Source organism: Promicromonospora aerolata, from assembly GCF_042682255.1.
In the GTDB taxonomy this organism is placed as follows: domain Bacteria; phylum Actinomycetota; class Actinomycetes; order Actinomycetales; family Cellulomonadaceae; genus Promicromonospora; species Promicromonospora aerolata.
This window is the reverse complement of the sequence record NZ_JBHUHF010000001.1, coordinates 1,426,814-1,445,353: the sequence shown is the minus strand read 5'-3', so window position 1 is coordinate 1,445,353 and position 18,540 is coordinate 1,426,814. Positions and strand designations below refer to the sequence as shown.

12 protein-coding genes and 2 pseudogenes are annotated in these 18,540 nt (G+C 73.4%); all 14 read right to left on the bottom strand.

Features of this window, described 5'->3' with window-relative positions; genetic code table 11:
* Positions 1 to 24: 24 nt before the first annotated feature.
* Positions 25 to 456 (bottom strand): cupredoxin domain-containing protein, encoded by a 432-nt coding sequence (locus tag ACFSL2_RS06580; protein ID WP_377197081.1) that lies wholly within the window; start codon positions 454 to 456, stop codon positions 25 to 27.
* Positions 453 to 1,379, bottom strand: coding sequence for a cytochrome c-type biogenesis protein (locus tag ACFSL2_RS06575; RefSeq protein WP_377197080.1), 927 nt, complete (start codon positions 1,377 to 1,379; stop codon positions 453 to 455). The genes ACFSL2_RS06580 and ACFSL2_RS06575 overlap by 4 nt, the downstream gene beginning before the upstream one ends.
* Complete coding sequence (locus tag ACFSL2_RS06570) at positions 1,376 to 3,958, bottom strand: cytochrome c-type biogenesis CcmF C-terminal domain-containing protein (RefSeq protein WP_377197079.1); 2,583 nt, start codon at positions 3,956 to 3,958, stop codon at positions 1,376 to 1,378. The genes ACFSL2_RS06575 and ACFSL2_RS06570 overlap by 4 nt, the downstream gene beginning before the upstream one ends.
* Positions 3,955 to 4,353: a cytochrome c maturation protein CcmE gene (locus ACFSL2_RS06565; protein WP_377197078.1), complete on the bottom strand. Its 399-nt coding sequence runs from the start codon at positions 4,351 to 4,353 to the stop codon at positions 3,955 to 3,957. Before ACFSL2_RS06565 ends, ACFSL2_RS06570 begins: the two co-directional genes overlap by 4 nt.
* A complete protein-coding gene (gene ccsA, locus ACFSL2_RS06560) occupies positions 4,350 to 5,078 on the bottom strand; it encodes a cytochrome c biogenesis protein CcsA (protein ID WP_377197077.1) in 729 nt (242 codons plus the stop codon). Before ccsA ends, ACFSL2_RS06565 begins: the two co-directional genes overlap by 4 nt.
* Entirely contained in the window at positions 5,075 to 5,455 is a 381-nt protein-coding gene (locus ACFSL2_RS06555; RefSeq protein ID WP_377197076.1) for a hypothetical protein, read from the bottom strand. The genes ccsA and ACFSL2_RS06555 overlap by 4 nt, the downstream gene beginning before the upstream one ends.
* Position 5,456: 1 nt before the next feature.
* Entirely contained in the window at positions 5,457 to 7,988 is a 2,532-nt protein-coding gene (gene ctaD / locus ACFSL2_RS06550; RefSeq protein ID WP_377197075.1) for a cytochrome c oxidase subunit I, read from the bottom strand.
* 3 nt (positions 7,989 to 7,991) lie between these two features.
* On the bottom strand, positions 7,992 to 9,005 hold the full coding sequence (gene coxB / locus ACFSL2_RS06545) for a cytochrome c oxidase subunit II (protein ID WP_377197074.1): 1,014 nt from the start codon (positions 9,003 to 9,005) through the stop codon (positions 7,992 to 7,994).
* On the bottom strand, positions 9,002 to 9,406 hold the full coding sequence (locus tag ACFSL2_RS06540; RefSeq protein WP_377197073.1) for a cupredoxin domain-containing protein: 405 nt from the start codon (positions 9,404 to 9,406) through the stop codon (positions 9,002 to 9,004). The genes coxB and ACFSL2_RS06540 overlap by 4 nt, the downstream gene beginning before the upstream one ends.
* Positions 9,403 to 11,169, bottom strand: a complete 1,767-nt coding sequence (locus ACFSL2_RS06535; protein WP_377197072.1) for a GMC family oxidoreductase — start codon at positions 11,167 to 11,169, stop codon at positions 9,403 to 9,405. The genes ACFSL2_RS06540 and ACFSL2_RS06535 overlap by 4 nt, the downstream gene beginning before the upstream one ends.
* Before the next feature lie 2 nt (positions 11,170 to 11,171).
* Complete coding sequence (locus tag ACFSL2_RS06530; protein WP_377197071.1) at positions 11,172 to 12,218, bottom strand: gluconate 2-dehydrogenase subunit 3 family protein; 1,047 nt, start codon at positions 12,216 to 12,218, stop codon at positions 11,172 to 11,174.
* 126 nt (positions 12,219 to 12,344) lie between these two features.
* A pseudogene (locus ACFSL2_RS06525) lies at positions 12,345 to 14,008 on the bottom strand (thiamine pyrophosphate-binding protein).
* Positions 14,009 to 15,069: 1,061 nt separating this feature from the next.
* Positions 15,070 to 16,532 (bottom strand): annotated as a pseudogene (locus tag ACFSL2_RS06520) (NAD-dependent succinate-semialdehyde dehydrogenase).
* Entirely contained in the window at positions 16,529 to 18,499 is a 1,971-nt protein-coding gene (locus tag ACFSL2_RS06515; RefSeq protein ID WP_377197070.1) for an FAD-binding monooxygenase, read from the bottom strand. The pseudogene ACFSL2_RS06520 and the gene ACFSL2_RS06515 overlap by 4 nt, the downstream one beginning before the upstream one ends.
* Positions 18,500 to 18,540: the final 41 nt, after the last annotated feature.

Below are 18,540 nucleotides of genomic sequence, written 5' to 3'. Positions count from 1 at the left end.
GCGAGGCGGCCGACGACCGGCGGTTCATCCGTCCTCCGCGACGTCGAGCTCGGCGCTCATGCCCGCGGCGTGGTGCCCGGAGACGCTGCAGATCAGGTCGAGCGTCTCCCCGGGGGCGGCGGTGACGGTGAGCTCGTGCTGCTCACCCGGTTCGAGCACCGGCGTCCGCCAGGTCCCCCGCTCGCCCTCGACGACGAGGTCGTGCCCCATGGCGCCGGTGTTGGTGACCAGGACCGCGAGCTCGCCGGACGCGGGTACGGCGCCGCCCGTCTCGATGCTCCACTCGGTGAGTCCGACGCGCAGCGTCGAGGTCACGATCCCGGACACGTCGGGGGGCGTACCGTCGTCGCGCGCGGTGCAGCCCGTGGCCAGGGCCGCGGTGAGGGCCGCGGTCAGGAGGAGGGGTGCGACCGCTCCGGTGGCGCGTCGCGGCCCGGTCCGGCCCCACCTCCTCATGGCTCCTCCTCGGCGTCGGCGCGCGCCGCCCGGTACCGCTCCAGGAGCGCCGCCGAGCGTTCGGGGTCCGACTCCTCGAGGGTGGAGCCGAGGAGCAGGAGGGTCGGCGCGTGGTGCGCGTCGAGGGCGAGCGTCTCCTCCAGCAGCGGGACCGCCTCGCGGGGCGACCCCGTGCGCACCAGCGCGAAGGCCTGGCGGTAGCGCAGGTCGGCATCCATCGGCCGGAGCCGTACGGCGGCGGCCCAGTGGGGGAGCGCGGCCTCGGCGCGCCCCGCCTCGTCGAGCCGGTGGGCGAGCGCGGAGCGCAGCTCCACCCGGCCGGGCTGGTGGGCCACGGCATCCCGGAGCACGGCGACGGCGGCATCCGCCCGGTCGCCGGCCACGCCGTCCGGGTCGGCCCAGGCGCCGGTGGCCGGGGCGGCGCCGGTCGAGGGGGCGGCGGGCGACGCGGGCAGCAGGCCCGGCGCCAGCCACCACGCGCCGAGCAGTACGACGCCGACGACGGCCGCCGCGGTCCCGAGGACGTGCCCGCCCCGGCGCCGGACGAACCACGCGGTGGCCGCGCCGACCACCACGAGCGGGACCACCCAGAGCGCCCAGCCCGCACCGCGGCGCGGCGGCTCCAGCAGCACCTCGTCGCCGTAGGCGTCCGCGAACCAGGCCCGCACCTGGTCCGGCGAGCGGCCCGCGTCGAGCTGTTCGGCCACCACCAGGCGCATCGACTCGGCGACGGGCGACGTCGAGTCGGCCACGTGCTCGCCGAGGCACGACGGGCAGCGCAGGGTGCTCGCCACCTCCCGGACCTGTTCCGCCGGCGTCGGCGCCGTGCGGCCGGTGAGGGCGACGACCGTGCCCCCGACCGCGACCAGCGTCAGGACCAGGGCCAGCGCCGCCACGGACCAGGACCGGAGCCGCCCGCTCATCGGCGCACCTCCGGCTCCACCACCGTGTCGATCCATTCCTGGGTCACGGGTCCGGGGTGCTGCTCGACGAGGCGGCCCTCGCGGTCCACGAGGTACGTGGCCGGGACGCCCCGCAGGCCCCAGGCGACCGACATCGTGCCCCGCTCGTCCACGATGCTCGGGAACGGCAGCCCGTGCTCGGCGGCAAAGCGCCGCGCGGGTTCGCGCAGGTCGCGGACGTTGATGCCGAGCACCTCCAGGCCGGCGTCGGCGAGCTCGTCGTGGGCGTCCACGAGCACCGGCATCTCCTCGCGGCACGGGGCGCACCACGACGCCCAGGCCGTGACCAGGACGACCGATCCGCGCAGCTCGGCGACGTCGTGCTCCCCGCCGTCGAGGCCCTCCCCTGCCAGGGGTGGCGCCGGGCTCGGCCCTTCCTCGGCCGGAGCGCACCCGGCCAGACCGAGGACGAGCACCGGCAGCACCGCGACGGTCAGCGCCCGGGCTGTCGTTGTTCGCGCGCGCGGGCGGGTGGCCGCGGTCCGCGTGGGCGGGCGGGCGGACGTCGTCGAGCCGGCTCCCGGCCGGAGACCGGTGCCGAACCGGTCCCGGCCGCCGGGGCGCCGACCGAGCACGGCCGCGACCACGCCGCCCGCGACGGCGAGCGCCACCGCCGCCCAGAGCCACCCGACCAGCGGTGTCACGGCGAGCCGTACGGTGGCGGTCCCGGAGGACGGGTCGGCGTCCAGGAGCGTGACGTACACGTCGTCGAGGAACCTGCTGCGGATATCCGGCCCGGCGAGCATCGCGGCATCGTCGGCATACCAGCGCAGCTGTGGTCGGGCGGTGCCGACGAGCTGACCGTCCCGGCCGACGAGGAGCTCGGCCTCGGCGACCTGCCGCCCGGTGCCGTCGTGCCGGTCGAGCCGCACGAGCGTCACCGTGGTGTCCCGGGCGGTCAGCGTCCCGCCGACGGGGAGCACCGCCTCCTGCACCGTCCCGTGGGTGCCGGCGATGACGGCGACCGCACCCAGCGCCACGCCGGTGTGCACGAGCCAGGAGCCGGCGGCGTGCCGGTCGGTCCGGGCGCGGGCGGCGTGCCGGTCGGTTCGGGCGTGGGCGCCGGGGCGTCGGCGGCGCAGGGGTACGCCGGCGGTGACGGTGAACGCCGCCAGCCCGGCGACGACGGCGAGCACGGGGTCACGGACGGTGACGCCGACCACGCCGCACACCACCGCGCCGGCGGTTCCCGGGACGAGCGGGTGCGGTGGCCTCCGGGACCGGGCGAGCCAGGGTGCCGCGGCGAGGAGCACGAGGAGCAGCAGGGCGAACGGCGCCAGCGTGCGCTCGTACCAGGGCGGCCCCACAGAGACCCGGTCGCCGGTCAGCAGCAGGAGCGCCGTGGGCAGCAGGGTGCCGACCGCGACCACGACGAGCACGACCGTCAGCAGCGTGCGCTGACCGTCCAGCGCGGCGCCGCGCACCCCGCCACGCACTCCGCCGCCACGCACTCCGCCGCCACGCACTCCGCCGCGGTGCGCGGCGCCGGCGGGTCCCGGGACGTCGGCGGGGGAGCGGGCCCGCCCGAGCAGCACCAGCCAGGGCACGGTCACCGCACCGAGCGCGGCCGCCAGGACGGGACCGAGCGCGGACGTCGTGAAGGCGTGGACCGACTCCACGACGCCGGACCGCGTGACGAGCTGGGCCAGCACCACCAGCACGAACCCCAGCCCGGCCAGCACGACCGCCCACGCGCGCCACCGTCCGCTGCGGGTGCGGGGGCCGACGGCGTGCAGCAGCGCGGTGGACGCCAGCCACGGGAGCAGGGACGCGTTCTCCACCGGGTCCCACGCCCAGTACCCGCCCCAGCCGAGCACGGCGTACGACCACCAGGCCCCGAGCCCGACCCCGGCGGTCAGCAGCGTCCACGCCCCGACGTTCCACGCCCGGGTGGCCGAGGTCCAGCCCGCCGGCAGCCGGCGCCGGACGAGCGCCGCCACGGAGAGCGCGTAGGGCACGGCCAGCGCCGCGAACCCGGCGTAGAGCAACGGCGGGTGCACGCCCATCGCCACGTGGTCCCGCAGCAACGGGCTCGGCGACCCGCCGGCGCCGCCCGACGCCGTGAACGGCGACGCCACCAGGGACACCACGCCGAACAGGGCGACCACGGCGGCCAGCACGCCCAGCACCACGGCGCGGTCCGCGGGCCCCAGCCGGCGCGTCGTGCCGACCGCGACGACCGCCACGGCCGCGAGCGCGGCCAGCCACAGCAGCAGCGACCCCTCGAGGGCCGACCACATCGCGGTCACGCGGTAGTACGCGGACATGCCCGGGTCGGTGACGCGTTCCACGTACGGCCACGTGGTGTCCTGCCGCAGCAGGGCGACCTGGAGGAGCCCGACGGCGCCCGCGACCGCCGCGGCGCTGCCGACGAGGGCGCGCGTGCCGAGGCGGCCGGCCCGGCTCGTGGTCCGGTCGGGGGCGTGCGCCGGATCCGCCGGCGACCGTGCGGCGGCGCCCCACGCGACCGCGGCGACCACCGCCGCCGCGAGGGCCAGGGCCAGCAGCACGGTGCCGCTCACCATCGCTCCGGTGGTCATGGCGTGCTCTCCGGCGGCCGGTACTCGTTCGAGTGCCGCAGCAGCACGGAGCGGGCGTGCAGCACCTGCCCGTCGAGCACACCCTCCACGACCGCGCCCTCACCCTCGCGGACGGCGGCGGGCAGCGCGCCGGCGTAGCGCACGGTCACGTCGGTGGCGCCGTCCGTCAGCACGAACGAGGCCCCCGCGGCGTCCTGCGTCACGCTGCCGGTCACCACGAGGCCGCCGAGCCGCACGTCGCGGTCCTGAGGTCCCTGTGCCAGGAGCTCGCTGGGCGTGCCCCAGTAGGTGAGCCCGTCCTGCGTCACCGAGGCGAGCAGGCCGGCGAGGCCGAGCACGGCGACGACCAGCACGGCCCAGGCCCGCCCGCGACCGCGGGGCAGGGCCGGACTCATGGCGCCACCGGGAGCCGCGGGGCCGCCGCGTCCGGCACGGCGCCGGACCGCCGGGCGGCCTGCGCGGAGACGCGGCGGGCACGGGCGAGCACCACGACCGCCGTCAGCAGCGTGCACGCCAGGACCGAGACCCCCAGCGTCCAGGCCATCACCGGGGCGATCGGCGCACCGGTGCCCGGTGCGAGCACGGTGGGCGGCTGGTGGAGGGTGCGCCACCACACCACGGAGAGGTGCACCACGGGCACCATGACGAACCCGAGCACCCCGACCGTGCCGGCGGCACGCCGTCCACGGTGGCCCGTCGCCAGGGCGAGAGCGGCGAGGAGGGCGACGTAGACCAGGCCCATCGCCACCGTGGTCGTGACCCGGGCGTCCCAGACCCACCAGGTCCCCCAGGTCTGCGCGCCCCAGACGCTGCCGGTGGCGAGGGTCACTGCGGTGAGCGCCACCCCGGCCTCGGCGGCGGCGCGGGCCACGGCCAGGGGCCGGACGGCACCGCGCAGTGCCACCGGCAGGCAGGCCAGCAGCACCACGGCGAAGCACAGGTAGGCCGACCAAGCCGCCGGCACGTGCAGGTACATCCAGCGCTGCGCCTCTCCCTGCACCGCGTCGGGCGGCGCGACGACGAGGGCGAGGACCAGCGCGAGGACGGTGCTGACCGTGGCCGCGAGCACGAGGGCTCCGCGCCCGCGCAGGACGGCGACCCGGTCGCGGTTCTCTCTCATGCGCAGACCTCCAGGACGAGCGGGTTGACGGCGATCATGACGATCCCGGCACCGAACCCGAGCGCGAGGAGCAGGCCCAGGCGGCCGAGGAAGCCGAACAGGGGGGAGCTGTCGCTGGTCGGGGCACCCCGGTTGGTGCGCCACGCCACGACGCCGGCGGCCAGCGTGAGCAGGAGCAGCACCACGTCGAGCCCGATGACGGCCGCGCCGATCACCGTGGTGGGCGGGGTGTGGCCGGCGCTGGCGTAGGCGGTGCAGGCGAAGTCCTGCACGACGTACGACAGTCCCAGGGCGCCCACCCACGCGACGGGCGGCACGAGCACGGCGGCGACGGACAGGGCCGCCGACCGCGACCGCGTGGCTTCCGGTGCTGCCATGTCAGACCACCACCAGTGGCAGGAGATCGGTGGCGGCCCAGGTGACCGCCCAGACGACGAGGACACCGCCCCACAGGACGGCGGCGTTCTGGAGCATGATCCGGGGACGGATGTCGCGCGCGTGCGTGAGGCGCGCCACGAGCGCGCAGACCGTGAGCCCCAGTCCGAGCACGATCGCCAGCGCGAGCGTTCCGACGAGCATCAGGACGCCGGAGTCGTAGGAGTGCGCCGTGTGGTCCAGGCCGCCTGCGGGCCACTGGGCGACCGCCAGGACGAGGGCTGCGACGCCGGCCAGCGTGGTGATCACGACGGCGGCGAGGTGCGCGCCGCGGGCCACCGGCGTCGCGTCGTGCGTGAGCGGGCCCTGGCGCGCTCCCCACCAGGAGGCCGCGACAGCCAGCGCCAGGGCCAGGCCGGTCCCCGCGGACAGCCAGGGCTGGCCGAGCGTTCCCCCCTGTGGCCACACCGGGGCGTTGACCTGGAGGAAGAGCATGCTGAACGCGACGGTCGTGACGGCGACGACGAGCACCACCCCGGCCGCCGTGGCTGCCCACCAGCCGGGCGAGCGCGGCCCGGGCGCTTCGACCAGGTACTCGCCACCCACCGGCTCCGTGGACTCGCCGGCGCCGAGCTCACGCTCGTTCTGGAGCTCCCACGCCACGAAGCCCGCCACGATCACGACCACGCTCCCACCGAGGAACCAGCCGTTCTCCAGGAGCAGCCCCACGGCTGCCAGGGCGAGCCCGGCAGCGGCCACGAGCGGCCAGACCGTGGGCCGGGCCTGGACCGCCGCGGTGCTGGGCAGGGCGCTGAGCACCGTCGTGAAGGGCGTGGCGCGCACGTTCCGCGGGGCATGGTCGAACGCGGCGGCCATCCGCGCGAGCTCCGGGTCGTGCGGTGGCTCGTCCCACAGCGGTGTGCGGCTGCCCACGACGGGGATCCTGCCGAAGTTCGGTGCCGCGGGCGGGGAGTCGGCCACCCACTCCAGGGTGTCCGCGCCCCACGGGTTCGCGCCGGAGCGTTCGCCGCGCCGGAGCGCGCCCAGCAGGGTGACCGCGGTCAGCACGAGACCGGCCGCGAAGACGAACGCACCGATGGTCGAGAGCAGGTTGAGCACGCCGACGCCCAGCCCGGCATCGTAGGTGAACACCCGTCGCGGCATGCCCCACAGCCCCGTCAGGTGCATGGGGAAGAACGTGAGGTGGAAGCCGACGAACGCCAGCCAGAAGCTCACCGTGCCGAGCCTGGCCGACGGCATCCGGCCCGTGAACTTGGGCCACCAGTGGAACAGGCCGGCCAGGACCGGGAACAGCATGCCGCCGATCAGCACGTAGTGGAAGTGCGCCACGACGAAGTAGGTGTCGTGCGCCTGCGCGTCGAAGGGGGCGGACGCCACCATGACCCCCGTGATGCCACCCGCCACGAACGTGAACAGGAAGCCGAGCGAGAACAGCATCGGGACCGTCAGCCGTGGCCGGCCGGACCAGAGGGTCGCGATCCACGCCACCACCTGCACGCCGGACGCCACGCTGATCGACATGCTCGCGGCCGTGAAGAACGACAGCGTCACCGGCGGGAGCCCGGTCGTGTACATGTGGTGCACCCACAGGCCGAGGCTCATGATCGCGGTGACCACCACGGCGGCGACGACGAAGGGGTAGCCCACCAGCCGGTGCCTGGAGTGCACCGGCACCACCTGGCTGATGATGGCCGCGCCCGGCAGGAACATCACGTAGACCTCGGGGTGGCCGAAGATCCAGAACAGGTGCTGCCACAGCAGCGGGTCCCCGCCCCGGTCCGTGTCGAAGAACGCCGTGCCGGCGTTGCGGTCGAGCTCCAGGAGCAGGGAGCCCACGAGCAGCGGCACGAAGGCCAGGATGATCATGGCCGCGACGCACAGCATGGTCCACGCGAAGATGGGCATCCGGTCCAGCGACATCCCGGGCGCCCGCATGGCGAGCACGACCACGACCATCTCGATCGCCGCCCCGATCGCGGCGAGCTCCGCGAGCGCCAGCCCGAACAGCCAGATGTCCATCGCCTTGTCGGCGAACTCGGGACCGGACAGCGGGACGTAGGCGAACCAGCCGGCGTCGGGCACCATGCCGACGAGGAAGCTGCTGTACAGGATGATCCCGGCCAGCAGGTAGCACCAGTAGTTGAAGGTGTTGTACCGCGCGAACGGCATGTCCCGGGCGCCGAGCATGAGTGGCAGCAGGTATGCCGCCAGCCCTTCGAGGAACGGCACGGCGAAGAGGAACATCATGGTCGTGCCGTGCATGGTGAACAGCTCGTTGTAGGTCTGTGCCGAGAGCACGTCCTGCTCAGGCTGGGCGAGCTGCACGCGCATGAGCAGAGCCTGCAGGCCACCGACGAAGAAGAAGACGAACGCCGTGACCATGTAGCGCGTACCCACGGACTTGTGCTGCACGGGCATGACGGTCCGGCGCCACCCGCGGGGCCGGGCCCAGATCTCGGCGAAGCGCGACCGCTCGTCGGCGGTCGGGCCGGTCTCCTGGTCCGTGGTCGTCACGCGCTACTCCAAGCTCTCCAGGTAGGTGATCAGCTCGTCGAGCTCGTCGTCGTCGAGGTCGGTGCCCGGCATGACGTTGCCCGGCTTGACCTCCTGGGGGTGCTCGATCCAGCGGGCGAGGCTCTCGCGGTCGTTGGGCAGCACCCCGGCGCCGATCATCTGCCGGCTCGCCAGGTGCGTCAGGTCGGGCCCGAGGGTGCCCTGCGCCTCGGTGCCGGCCACGGTGTGGCAGTAGACGCAGGAGGACGACATGAAGATCTGCCGGCCGGCGGCGACGTCCGAGACCGGTTCGGCGTCGGCGGCCGGCTCGTCGGCGCCGGGGTCGTCGTCCGTCCGGTCGGTGGCCTGGGCGGGGCGTGCCTGGGCCTCCAGCCAGCCCTCGTACTCCGGCGGGTCGTGGGCGACCACGACGAACCGCATCCACGCGTGCTGGATGCCGCAGTACTCGGCGCACTGGCCCCAGTAGGTGCCCGGCTCGTCGGCGTCGAGCGTCAGCACGTTGGTCTCCCCGGGGATCAGGTCGACCTTGCCGCTGAGCTGCGGCACCCAGAAGCTGTGGATCACGTCCGCGCTGGTCAGCTCCACGCGCACCTCCTGGCCCGTGGGGATGTGGATCTCGTTGGCCGTCTCGACGTCGTGCCCGGGGTACCGCACCTCCCACCAGAACTGCTTGCCGTCCACCTCGATGACCGCAGCCGTGTCGGCGGCGTCCCGGGTGCTGCCGGTGTCGCGCAGCACCAGCACGGAGTCCGCCATGATCCCGATGATGATCAACGCGGGGACCACCGCCCCCAGGAACCCGACGACGAGGTGACCGTTGCCCGTCGTCGCCGCGGGCACGTCGCCGTCGGTGTGCTCGGTGCTGCGCCGCCGCCGGACCACCGCGATGAGCGCCACCGTCACGACGATCACCCAGACCGCGGCCCCGACGGTCAGCATCAGCTGCCAGTGGCTGTCGACCCGGCCGGCGTCGTCGCCGGCGGGCGGGAACATCAGCGGGACCCGCGCCGCGATCATGGCGTCTCCTTCACCTGGATGGTGACGACCGCCCGGGTGGCGTCGTCGTCCAGGAGCGCCTCGACCACGTACTCGCCCGGCACGTCGAGCCGCTCCGCATGCGTGGCGCCCGCCACCAGCCGGCCCGAGTCGACGGGATCGGCTCCCGCGGGAACGGCGGGCGCGCCGTCGTCGAGCCCGAGGGACGTGACCCGCTGGGGCTGTTCCGAGCGGTTGACGAACCGGACCTCGGTACCGGCGGGGGTCTCGAGCCGCACCGGATCGAACCCGGCGGTGGTGAGGCGCACCTCGGCGGGCGGCGGGGCGTCGGCCGCCGCGCACGCCGATACGCCGGCGACCACCGCGACCAGCGTCGCCGCCGCGCACGCCCGCAGCCGGGCCGACGTCCCGGCCGGGGTCACAGCAGCTCCCCGGGATGCGCGAAGTACCGGTCCCGGAGGGCCTCGGCCGTGCGCAGCGCCAGCGCACCGACCGTGGCGCTCGGGTTGGCACCAGGGTTCTGCGGATACAGGGCGGCACCGGTCACGAACACGTTGGGCGTGTCCCACACCTGCCCGTAGCTGTTGGTCACGCTGTCGCCGGGGTCCCGGCCCATGATCGCGCCACCCGTGGGGTGTGTGCTCTGGTACTGGTCGATCCGGTACGGGCTCAGCTCGGCCGAGACGCTGACCCGGTCGGGGTTCATCGCACGAAGGATCTCCTCGCAGCGGGCGGCGATGAAGCGGTACATGTTCCGCTCGTTCTCCCGCCAGTCGAAGGTGATGCGCAGCATCGGCAGCCCCCACGCGTCCTCGTAGGTCGGGTCCAGGTCGAGGAAGTTGCCGGCGTAGGCGGGGCTGTCCCCCTCGATGTTCACCGTGCCGACCTGGTCCCAGTAGCGGCCGAGCATCGTCTTCCAGTCCGCGCCCCACTGGCGGTCCACGAAGCCGTCCAGGAGTCCGTCCGACGAGCTGATCGGTTCGCGCTGACCGGCTGCGGCGGAGATGGCCGCGCCACCGAGGAAGTCGAGATCGGAATGGTCGAAGTTGTCGGCGTTGTAGTCGTAGATCTGCGCGTTGGTGCAGCCGTTGCCCATGAAGAAGTTGAACTTCTCGTCCTCCCACAGCCCCTTGGCCGGCGACTTCACGAGCTGGTAGGTGTAGTTGCGCCCGACCTGGCCGCGGTCGTTGCCGATACCGTCCGGGTGTGCGCCGCCCTTGGACAGCAGCAGCATCCGGACGTTCTCCAGGGTGAACGCGGAGCAGACCACCACCTCGGCCGGCTGCACGTGCTCCTCACCACGGGAGTCGACGTAGCGCACGCCCGTGGCGCGCCCGTCGTCGGCGGTCTCGATGCGCAGCACCCGGCAGCCCGTGCGCACCTCGTACCGCCCGGTCTCGAGCGCCGGCGGAAACCAGGTGGTCAGCGGGCTCGTCTTGGCACCGACCTCGCAGCCGTACCGCGTGCAGAAGCCGCAGTAGAGGCAGCCGGCGCGGGTGTTGCCGTACGGGTCGGTGTAGCCCTGGGAGAGGATGCCCGACGGCGTCGGGAAGGGATGCAGGTCGAGGTCACCGGCCGCGTCCGTGAACCGCCTGCCGAACTTGCTGCGGGCGAGCGGCGGGTTCGGGTACGGCCGCCGGCGTTCCCCCTCGAACGGGTTGCCGCCGGGCAGGAGCTGCCCGCCGAGGTTGCCGGCCCGGCCGGAGACCCCCATGTCGTACTCGAGCTGGTCGTAATACGGCTCGAGGTCGTCGTAGCCGATCGGCCAGTCCTGCACGGTCATCTCGTCCGGGATGCGGTCGCTGCCGTATCTCTCCTCGTTGACGCTGCGGTAGCGGAAGTCGTCGGGCAGGAACCGCCAGGTCAGCGCCGTCCAGTGCACCATCGAACCGCCGAGGCCCTCACCGGGGTGGAAGCTGCCGAACTGCCGGTAGGGGAGCGAGGGCGAACGGGCGTCGGGGCGCCACGTCCAGGAGGTGCGCGAGATGTCCTGCATCATCGCGTAGCGGTTCCGGAAGCGCAGCGAGTCGTGGTTGTGGGCGAAGTCGGGATAGGTCCACTGGGCTGGGCCCTGCTCCAGCGAGACCATCCGGAGCGATGTGGGCGGCAGCACCTGGGACGCGAGGACCGACGCGGACATGCCGCCACCGATGGTGACGATGTCCACCGGGTCGTGCCGGCGCATCGTCAGCCCTCCCCGACGTCGGGGTGCGGCCGTTCCAGCGCGCGTCTGCCGCCGCCGGGACGGTCGGGGTTCATGACGGGCAGCCCGTGCATGGCCTGCGGCTGGCGGTCGGTGCCCTGGAGCATCTCCTCCGGGGAGTAGGAGCGCTGCGCCCCCGGCCACCCCACGAGCCGCCAGCCCGCCAGGTCCTGGTTCCCGCCGTAGGCGGGGTCGGCGAACATGCCCTCGATGGTGTCCGCGCGCACCATCGAGAAGAACCCGCCGGGGGACACCTCGCCGAACACCTCCTCGGCCTGGTCCAGCACGTCGTCGCTGGTGGCGACGGTGGTCGAGCCGCTGCCGTCGTCCGCGGCACTGTCGGAGCCCGCACCCGTGATCCGGTCGGCGGAGGAGCTGCGCTGCTGATGGTCGTCCAGGACGACGATGATCTCGTCCTGACGTTCGGGGCGCAGATCCGCGAAGACCCGGCCGAACCGGGTCTGGGAATATCGGTCGAGGGCAGCGAGGCCGAGCCGGTACGTCTCCTGCGGCGGGCGGCTGCCCTGGTGCCCGTACCGGTAGAGCTGGGCCTCCGCGACCGGCACCGCTCCTTCCGCCACCTCGCTCGGGTTCTCCTCGTAGGCGCCGGCGAAGGGACCCTGCGTGTAGGTCGGTTCGGCGTACGGGGTGGAGTCGGCGAGCTTGCCGTCGATGTACGTGGCCACGCCCATCTGGACGGCGCCCGGGTCCTTGGCGTCGCCCGGCACCAGGCGGGCGAGCATCGCCTCGAGCAGGCGCGCCTCCTGATCGGTGAAGAAACGCAGGGCGTCGGGCACCTCGTCGGGCGGCAACGGGGAACGCTTGGGCTGGTGCACGCCGTCGTCCGTGACGGTGGCCCCCGCCGGGCCGGTGGCGTCAGGCGTGCAGCCGGCCAGCGCGGCTCCGCCGACCAGTCCCGCGCCACCGAGCACCGACAACGACTTGAGCACCGAGCGCCGGGTCACCGCCGGTCCCGACCCCTTGCCCACCTCGCCGTCCGGCTGGTCGGTCGTGGTCTCCTCAGCGGTCACTGGATCACCTCACGGTGGGTTGCGGCGGTCGGCCTTCCGGCCATTCGACGCTAACAACGCCCCCGTCACTCGCAAGCGGCTCCGTGAGCGCCCGCCCCTGCGACCAGCGAGGCCACCGCCCCGACGCTACCGAGTGCGGTTCGCCCGCAGGATCTCCTCCTGGTACGGGGCCACGACGTCACCCGAGACCCGGCAGTCCAGCAGCAGGAACCGGCGGTCGGTCTGGGGCTCGGACGCCCAGCGGGCCAGGCGGTCCAGGTCGGTCAGCGAGCGCACGACAACTCCCTCCGCGCCGACCGCTGCGGCGAGCGCCGCGAAGTCCGTCTCGGGGATGAGCATCGGCTCCTTCGTGATGCCCTGCCGTCCGTAGACGTGCACCTCCGCGCCGTACGCGGCGTCGTTCCACACGACGGCGATGCCGCGCCCGCCGGCGGTGCGCACCGCGGTCTCCAGGTCGGCGAGGGCCATGAGCCCGCCGCCGTCGCCGGTGGTGAGCACGACGGCGTCGTCGGGCCGGGCCGCGGCGGCGCCGGCGACGCTGGGGAAACCGAGGCCGATCGACTGGTAGGCGGTGCCGACCATGACCATCCGGTCGGGGAGGCGACCGGCCAGTACATGTTCGCCCAGCCGATGAAGTGCCCGCCGTCGGAGACGACCACGCGGTCGGCAGGCAGCATGCCCGCGAGGCGGTGCGCGACGCTGCGCGGGTCCAGACGCCCGTCGGGGGCGATCCCGTCGGCGGGCCCGGTGTCGTAGCGTCGGGCAGCGGCGACGTCGACGGTCTCGCGCCAGCCGGACGGCTTGGCGCCCAGGGCGTGCAGCTCGTCCACGAGGATGCGGGCCACGAGGTCGGCGTCGCCCCGGACGAACCCGCCGACGTGCCGGTGCGTCGCGGCGGGAGCCGTGTCGACCTGGACCACGCGCGTGCCCGGCGCGAACAGGTCGCCGAAGCGCATGGTGAACTGGTTGAGCGACGCGCCCAGCACGACGGCGACGTCGGCCGTGCGCACCAGCTCCATCGCGCCCTCGGCGCCGAAGCCGCCCGCGACGCCGAGGTCGTACCGGCCGTCGGGGAACGTACCGCGACCGAGTGCGGTCGTCGTGGTCAGCGCACCCGTCGCCTCCGCGAGCTCGCCGAGCGCGGCGCTCGCGCCACTGAGCCAGGCACCACGGCCCGCGAGCAGCAGCGGCCGCTCGGCGCCCGCGAGACGCTCCGCGAGGTCGGAGATGGCCGCGGCGTCGAAGGGGCCGGCCGGGGCCATCGGGCTCGGCAGCGCGGGCTCCGGCGCGTCCGGGACCGGGCCCGCCTCCAGCGCCGCGACGTCGTAGGGGATGGCCAGCACCACGGGCACGCGATACGTCAGGGAGTGCTCGATGGCGATGACGCTCGTGGCGGCGGCGTCCGCGCGGCCGACCGTGTAGGTGCGGGCGCCGACGGCGGCCGCGAGTGCGATCTGGTCGACGTCCCACGGGCGCGGGCCCGACGTGGGCTCGTCGCCCGCCAGGAGCACGAGCGGGACCCGGGCCGCCGCTGCCTCGGCGAGCGCGGTGAGCGCGTTGGTGAACCCCGCGCCGTAGGTGGCCGTGGCGGCGGCGATGCGGCCCGACGCGCGGAAGTGGGCATCGGCGGCGACCACACCGCCGGCCTCGTGGCGGACGGCGGTGAAGCGCGCGGTCGTCGAACGCTCGAGGGAGTCGAGGAACCAGGCGTTGCCGTTGCCCATCACGCCGAAGACGTGGTCGACGTGGCGGGCGACGGTACGGGCGACGTGGGCGGAAACGGTGGGCACGGGGCCTCCAGGGGAAACAGTGACGGATGTAGTGGTGCGGTCCGTATGTGTCCCGGGCGGGCCTGCCTCATGGCCCGTCGCGCGCCCCTTTTTCGAGCGCAGGCGGTGGTGTTGGTGCTGTCCGCCTTGACGTGAGCGAGTCTAACGCTCCGGCCACGCCGTCGCGGACGCGGTTTTGCGCCCGGTGACGGCGTTCATTGTCCTGCCGGCACTGGGTGGGTCCTGTCGGCGGCGTCGATGTCGTTGCTGCTCAGGGGCGGATTGATGAGGCCGGGTGGTGTGACCTGGCTGGTGTGACCTGGCTGGTGTGAGGCCGGGTGGTGTCAGGCTGTCAGATGGGGGCGCCGCTCTGGTGCACGCTCCACGGGGGAGCGAGTTCGGTCGGCTGCACCTCGCCCGGTGGTGACTTCGGTCGGCTGCCCCCTGCTCGGGAGTGAGTTCGGTCGGATGGGATGAGTTCGGTCGGTTGACTGACCGATCTCATCCCATCCGACCGAAGTCACGTCGCGAATCGTGCAAGTGACCGAATCGGGCATGGTGCAAGCAGCATTGGTCCTTCCGGTCCACCTAAGGGAGTGACCGACCCTGCTGCTTCTGGTCGTGAACCGGCGGAGCGGCCAGGATGTGCTTCTCATGGTCGGTCACCGTCAGGGGTTCGTCTGGCGCGACGTGGGCAGCTGTCCGGGGCTGCTCACCGCCTCCGGGACCCTGCTCGCGAGCGACTTCGGTCGGATGCACTCCGCCCGCGAACAACATCGGTCCCAACGCACTCCACCCGGGACACGACGTGGGTCCAGGCGCTCCACCAGGCAATGACTTCGGTCGGATGCCTCCTGCTCGGGAGTGAGTTCGGTCGGATGGGATGAGATCGGTCGGTTGACTGACCGAACTCATCCCATCCGACCGAAGTCATTCCGCGAATCGTGCAAGTGACCGAATTCGGCACCTGGGCTGGCGTTGTCGTGTGTGAACCAGGATCTGAGGCGCACAACGAGGCGCACAGCAGGGCGGCGGCCACGTCCCGGCGGCTGGACCGTCCGGCCGCCGGGACAGAAGAACGGTCAGGCGGGTGTCAGCGTGTACTTCGTCTGGAGGTACTCGTGGATGCCCTCGGCGCCGCCCTCTCGCCCGAGACCCGACATCTTCCAGCCGCCGAACGGTGCGGCGGCGTTGGAGACGACGCCGACGTTGAGGCCCATCATGCCCGTCTCCAGCCGGTCGATCATGCGCTGACCACGCGACAGGCTCTCGGTGTAGACGTAGCTGACGAGCCCGTACTCCGTGTCGTTGGCGAGTGCGACCGCCTCGTCATCGGTGTCGAAGGTGGCGATCGCGAGCACCGGGCCGAAGATCTCCTCCCGCAGGATGTCGCTGCCCGGCCTGACGCCGGTCAGGACCGTCGGCTCGAAGAAGCTGCCCGGCCCGCCGATGCGGGAACCGCCGGTGGCGAGCCGGGCGCCCCGGGTCACCGCGTCCTGGACGAGCGCCTCCGCCTTCGCGACGGCGTTGTCGTCCACCAGCGGGCCGATGGTCACGCCGGACTCGGTGCCGCGGCCGATCACGAAGTCGTTCACCGCGGCGGTGACCCGGCGGGCGAACTCGTCGGCGATCGAGGAGTGCACGATGAAGCGGTTGGCTGCCGTGCACGCCTGCCCGATGTTGCGGAACTTCGCCGCCAGTGCGCCCTTGACCGCCTGGTCCAGGTCGGCGTCCTCGAAGATCACGAACGGAGCGTTGCCGCCCAGCTCCATCGAGGTGCGCAGCACGCCGGGGGCTGCCTGCTCCAGGAGCTTCTGGCCCACGGGGGTCGACCCCGTGAAGGACAGCTTGCGCAGACGCGGATCGGCGATGATCGGGCCGGAGACGGCGCCGGAGCTCGACGTGGTGAGTACGTTGACCACGCCGTCAGGCAGCCCGGCGTCCTGGAGCAACTGTGCGAAGTACAGGGTGGTCAACGGCGTCAGCGCCGCCGGCTTGATGACCACCGTGCAGCCCGCCGCCAGAGCGGGCGCGATCTTGCGGGTCGCCATGGCCAGGGGGAAGTTCCACGGGGTGATGAGGAAGCAGGGCCCCACGGGGTGCTGCGTGACGATCATGCGCCCGGTGCCCTCGGGACTGGTCCCGTAGCGGCCCGTCGCGCGTACCGCCTCCTCGGAGAACCAGCGCAGGAACTCACCGCCGTATGTCACCTCGCCACGCGCTTCCGCGAGCGGCTTGCCCATCTCGAGCGTCATGAGCAGGGCGACGTCCTCCGGCGCTCCTGCAGCAGGTCGAACGCACGGCGCAGGATCTCGCCGCGAGTCCGGGCGGGGGTCGCTGCCCACTCGGCTGCCGCGGCGACGGCGGCGTCGAGCGCCGCCATGCCGTCCTCCGGCCCGGCGTCGGCGATGGTCCTGATGGTCTCGCCGGTCGCCGGGTCCTCGACCGTGAGAGTGGCTCCCGACGCGGCAGGACGCCACCGGCCACCGAGGAGCAGCCCGTCGGGGACGGCGGCGAGCAGGTCGGACTCGCGGGTGTCGGTCATGCGTTCTCCTCGGGGTTCGTCGGGTCGTTCGTCGTGTCCTGCGGCGCCTTCTGCGGCAGCAGCGCCCCGGCGAAGAACTCCCGGAGCTCGTCCGTCGCGCTCAGCGGCAGGACGGTGGCCACGTACTGGTCCGGCCGGACGACGACCACGGCGCCGCCGCGGTCGATGCCCCGCTGCTCGAAGATGTCCTGGGCCGGGTCGGTCGCGTAGACCTTCTCGTAGTCGATGAGCCCGAACGGGCCGACGCGCGGCACGAAGACGTCGGGCACGTCGGAGAACTCGACACCGAAGTGGTCCTGCTGGTAGATGACCTTGACGTCGAGCACGGAGTCCGGGTCGGTGCCCGCGGGCGTGTGCCGCAGCAGCGGGGAGTCGGCCGCGGTGCCCAGCCACTGCGCCCACTCGCGCAGCGCCGAGGGCTCGCCCGGCGCCGGGGCGTCGGCGAACGCGTAGATGCGCCAGCGGCCGTCGGCGCGGGCGTGGTGTCCCAGGTGGGCGGGGTTGCCCTCGGCCACGCGCTCCACCGGGGCCGACTTGAACCGCTTACCGACGGGGAATCCCGTGGCGAGCTCCTGGTGGGCGCGGTCGGCCACGATCATGGACGGCTGGTACTGCGTCATGAACCCGCACGGGAACTCGGCGGTCTTGACGTAGAAGTCCTCGAGGTAGGTCGGGTCGGGCAGGTCCTCCGGCGGCGTGGCCATGAGGCGCGACCACTCGCGGTCGAAGTCGATGAGGTTCTGGGCCACGACCTGCCGCTCGGCCGAGTAGGTGGCCAGCAGCGACTCCGGCGCCCGGCCCGTGAGCACGTGCGCCAGCTTCCAGGCGATGTTCCAGCCGTCCTGCATGGACACGTTCATGCCCTGGCCGGCCTTCGCGCTGTGCGTGTGGCAGGCGTCGCCGGTGAGGAACACCCGCGGCGTGCGGCTGCCCGTGAGGTGGTCGGGAACGTCGTCGAAGCCGTCGGTGACCCGGTGGCCCACCTCGTACACGCTGTGCCAGGGCACGTCCTTCACGTCGAGCGTGTAGGGGTGGATGATCCGGTTGGCCTGCTCGATGACCTGCTCCAGCGGGGTCGCGCGGATGCGGCCGCCGTCGTCGGGCGGCACCTCGCCGAGGTCGACGTACCAGCGGGCCAGGAACCCGCCCTCGCGCGGGATGAGCAGGATGGAGCCGCCGTCGTGCGACTGGATGGCGCACTTGGTGCGCACGTCGGGGAAGTCGGTCACGGCGAGCACGTCCATCACGCCCCAGGCGTGGTTGGCCCGGTCGCCGACGGCCTTGCGCCCGATCGACTCCCGGACGGCGCTGTGCGCTCCGTCGCAGCCGATGACGTATCCGGCCCGCACGGTGCGTTCCGTGCCCTCGTGCGGGCCGGTCGTGTGCCGCAGCGTCACGGTGACCGGAGGCGGGCCGGCCGCTGCGTTGCCCGCCGGGGTGGTGACCGCGTCGGCGACCGTCAGCCCCACGACCTCCAGCCCGTAGTCCGGGGTCACCCGCGCGGGGCCGGTGGCGGCCACCTCGGCGAAGTAGTCGAGCACGCGCGCCTGGTTGACGATCAGGTGGGGGAACTCGCTGATCCCGGTGGCATCGTCCGGCGGGACGGCGCCACGGACGATGTTCCGCGGGTTCTCGGGGTCGGGCTTCCAGAACGCCATCTCCGTGATCCGGTAGGCCTCCGCGGTGATCCGCTCGGCGAACCCGAACGCCTGGAACGTCTCGACGCTGCGCGCCTGGATGCCGTCCGCCTGGCCCATCTCGAGGCGCCCGGCCCGCTGCTCCACCACGTGGGTACGGATGTCGGGGAACTGGGCGAGCTGGGCTGCCGCGATCATGCCGGCGGGCCCGCTGCCGACGATGAGCACGTCGACCTCGTCCGGCAGCTCGGTGGGCCGTTCGAGACCGTAGCCCGCGGCCGGCCGGACGCGCGGGTCGCCGGACACGTAGCCGTGGTGGTGGAACTGCATTGTTCGTCCGTTCTGCTCGGTGGGCTGGCTGCTGCGGAAGG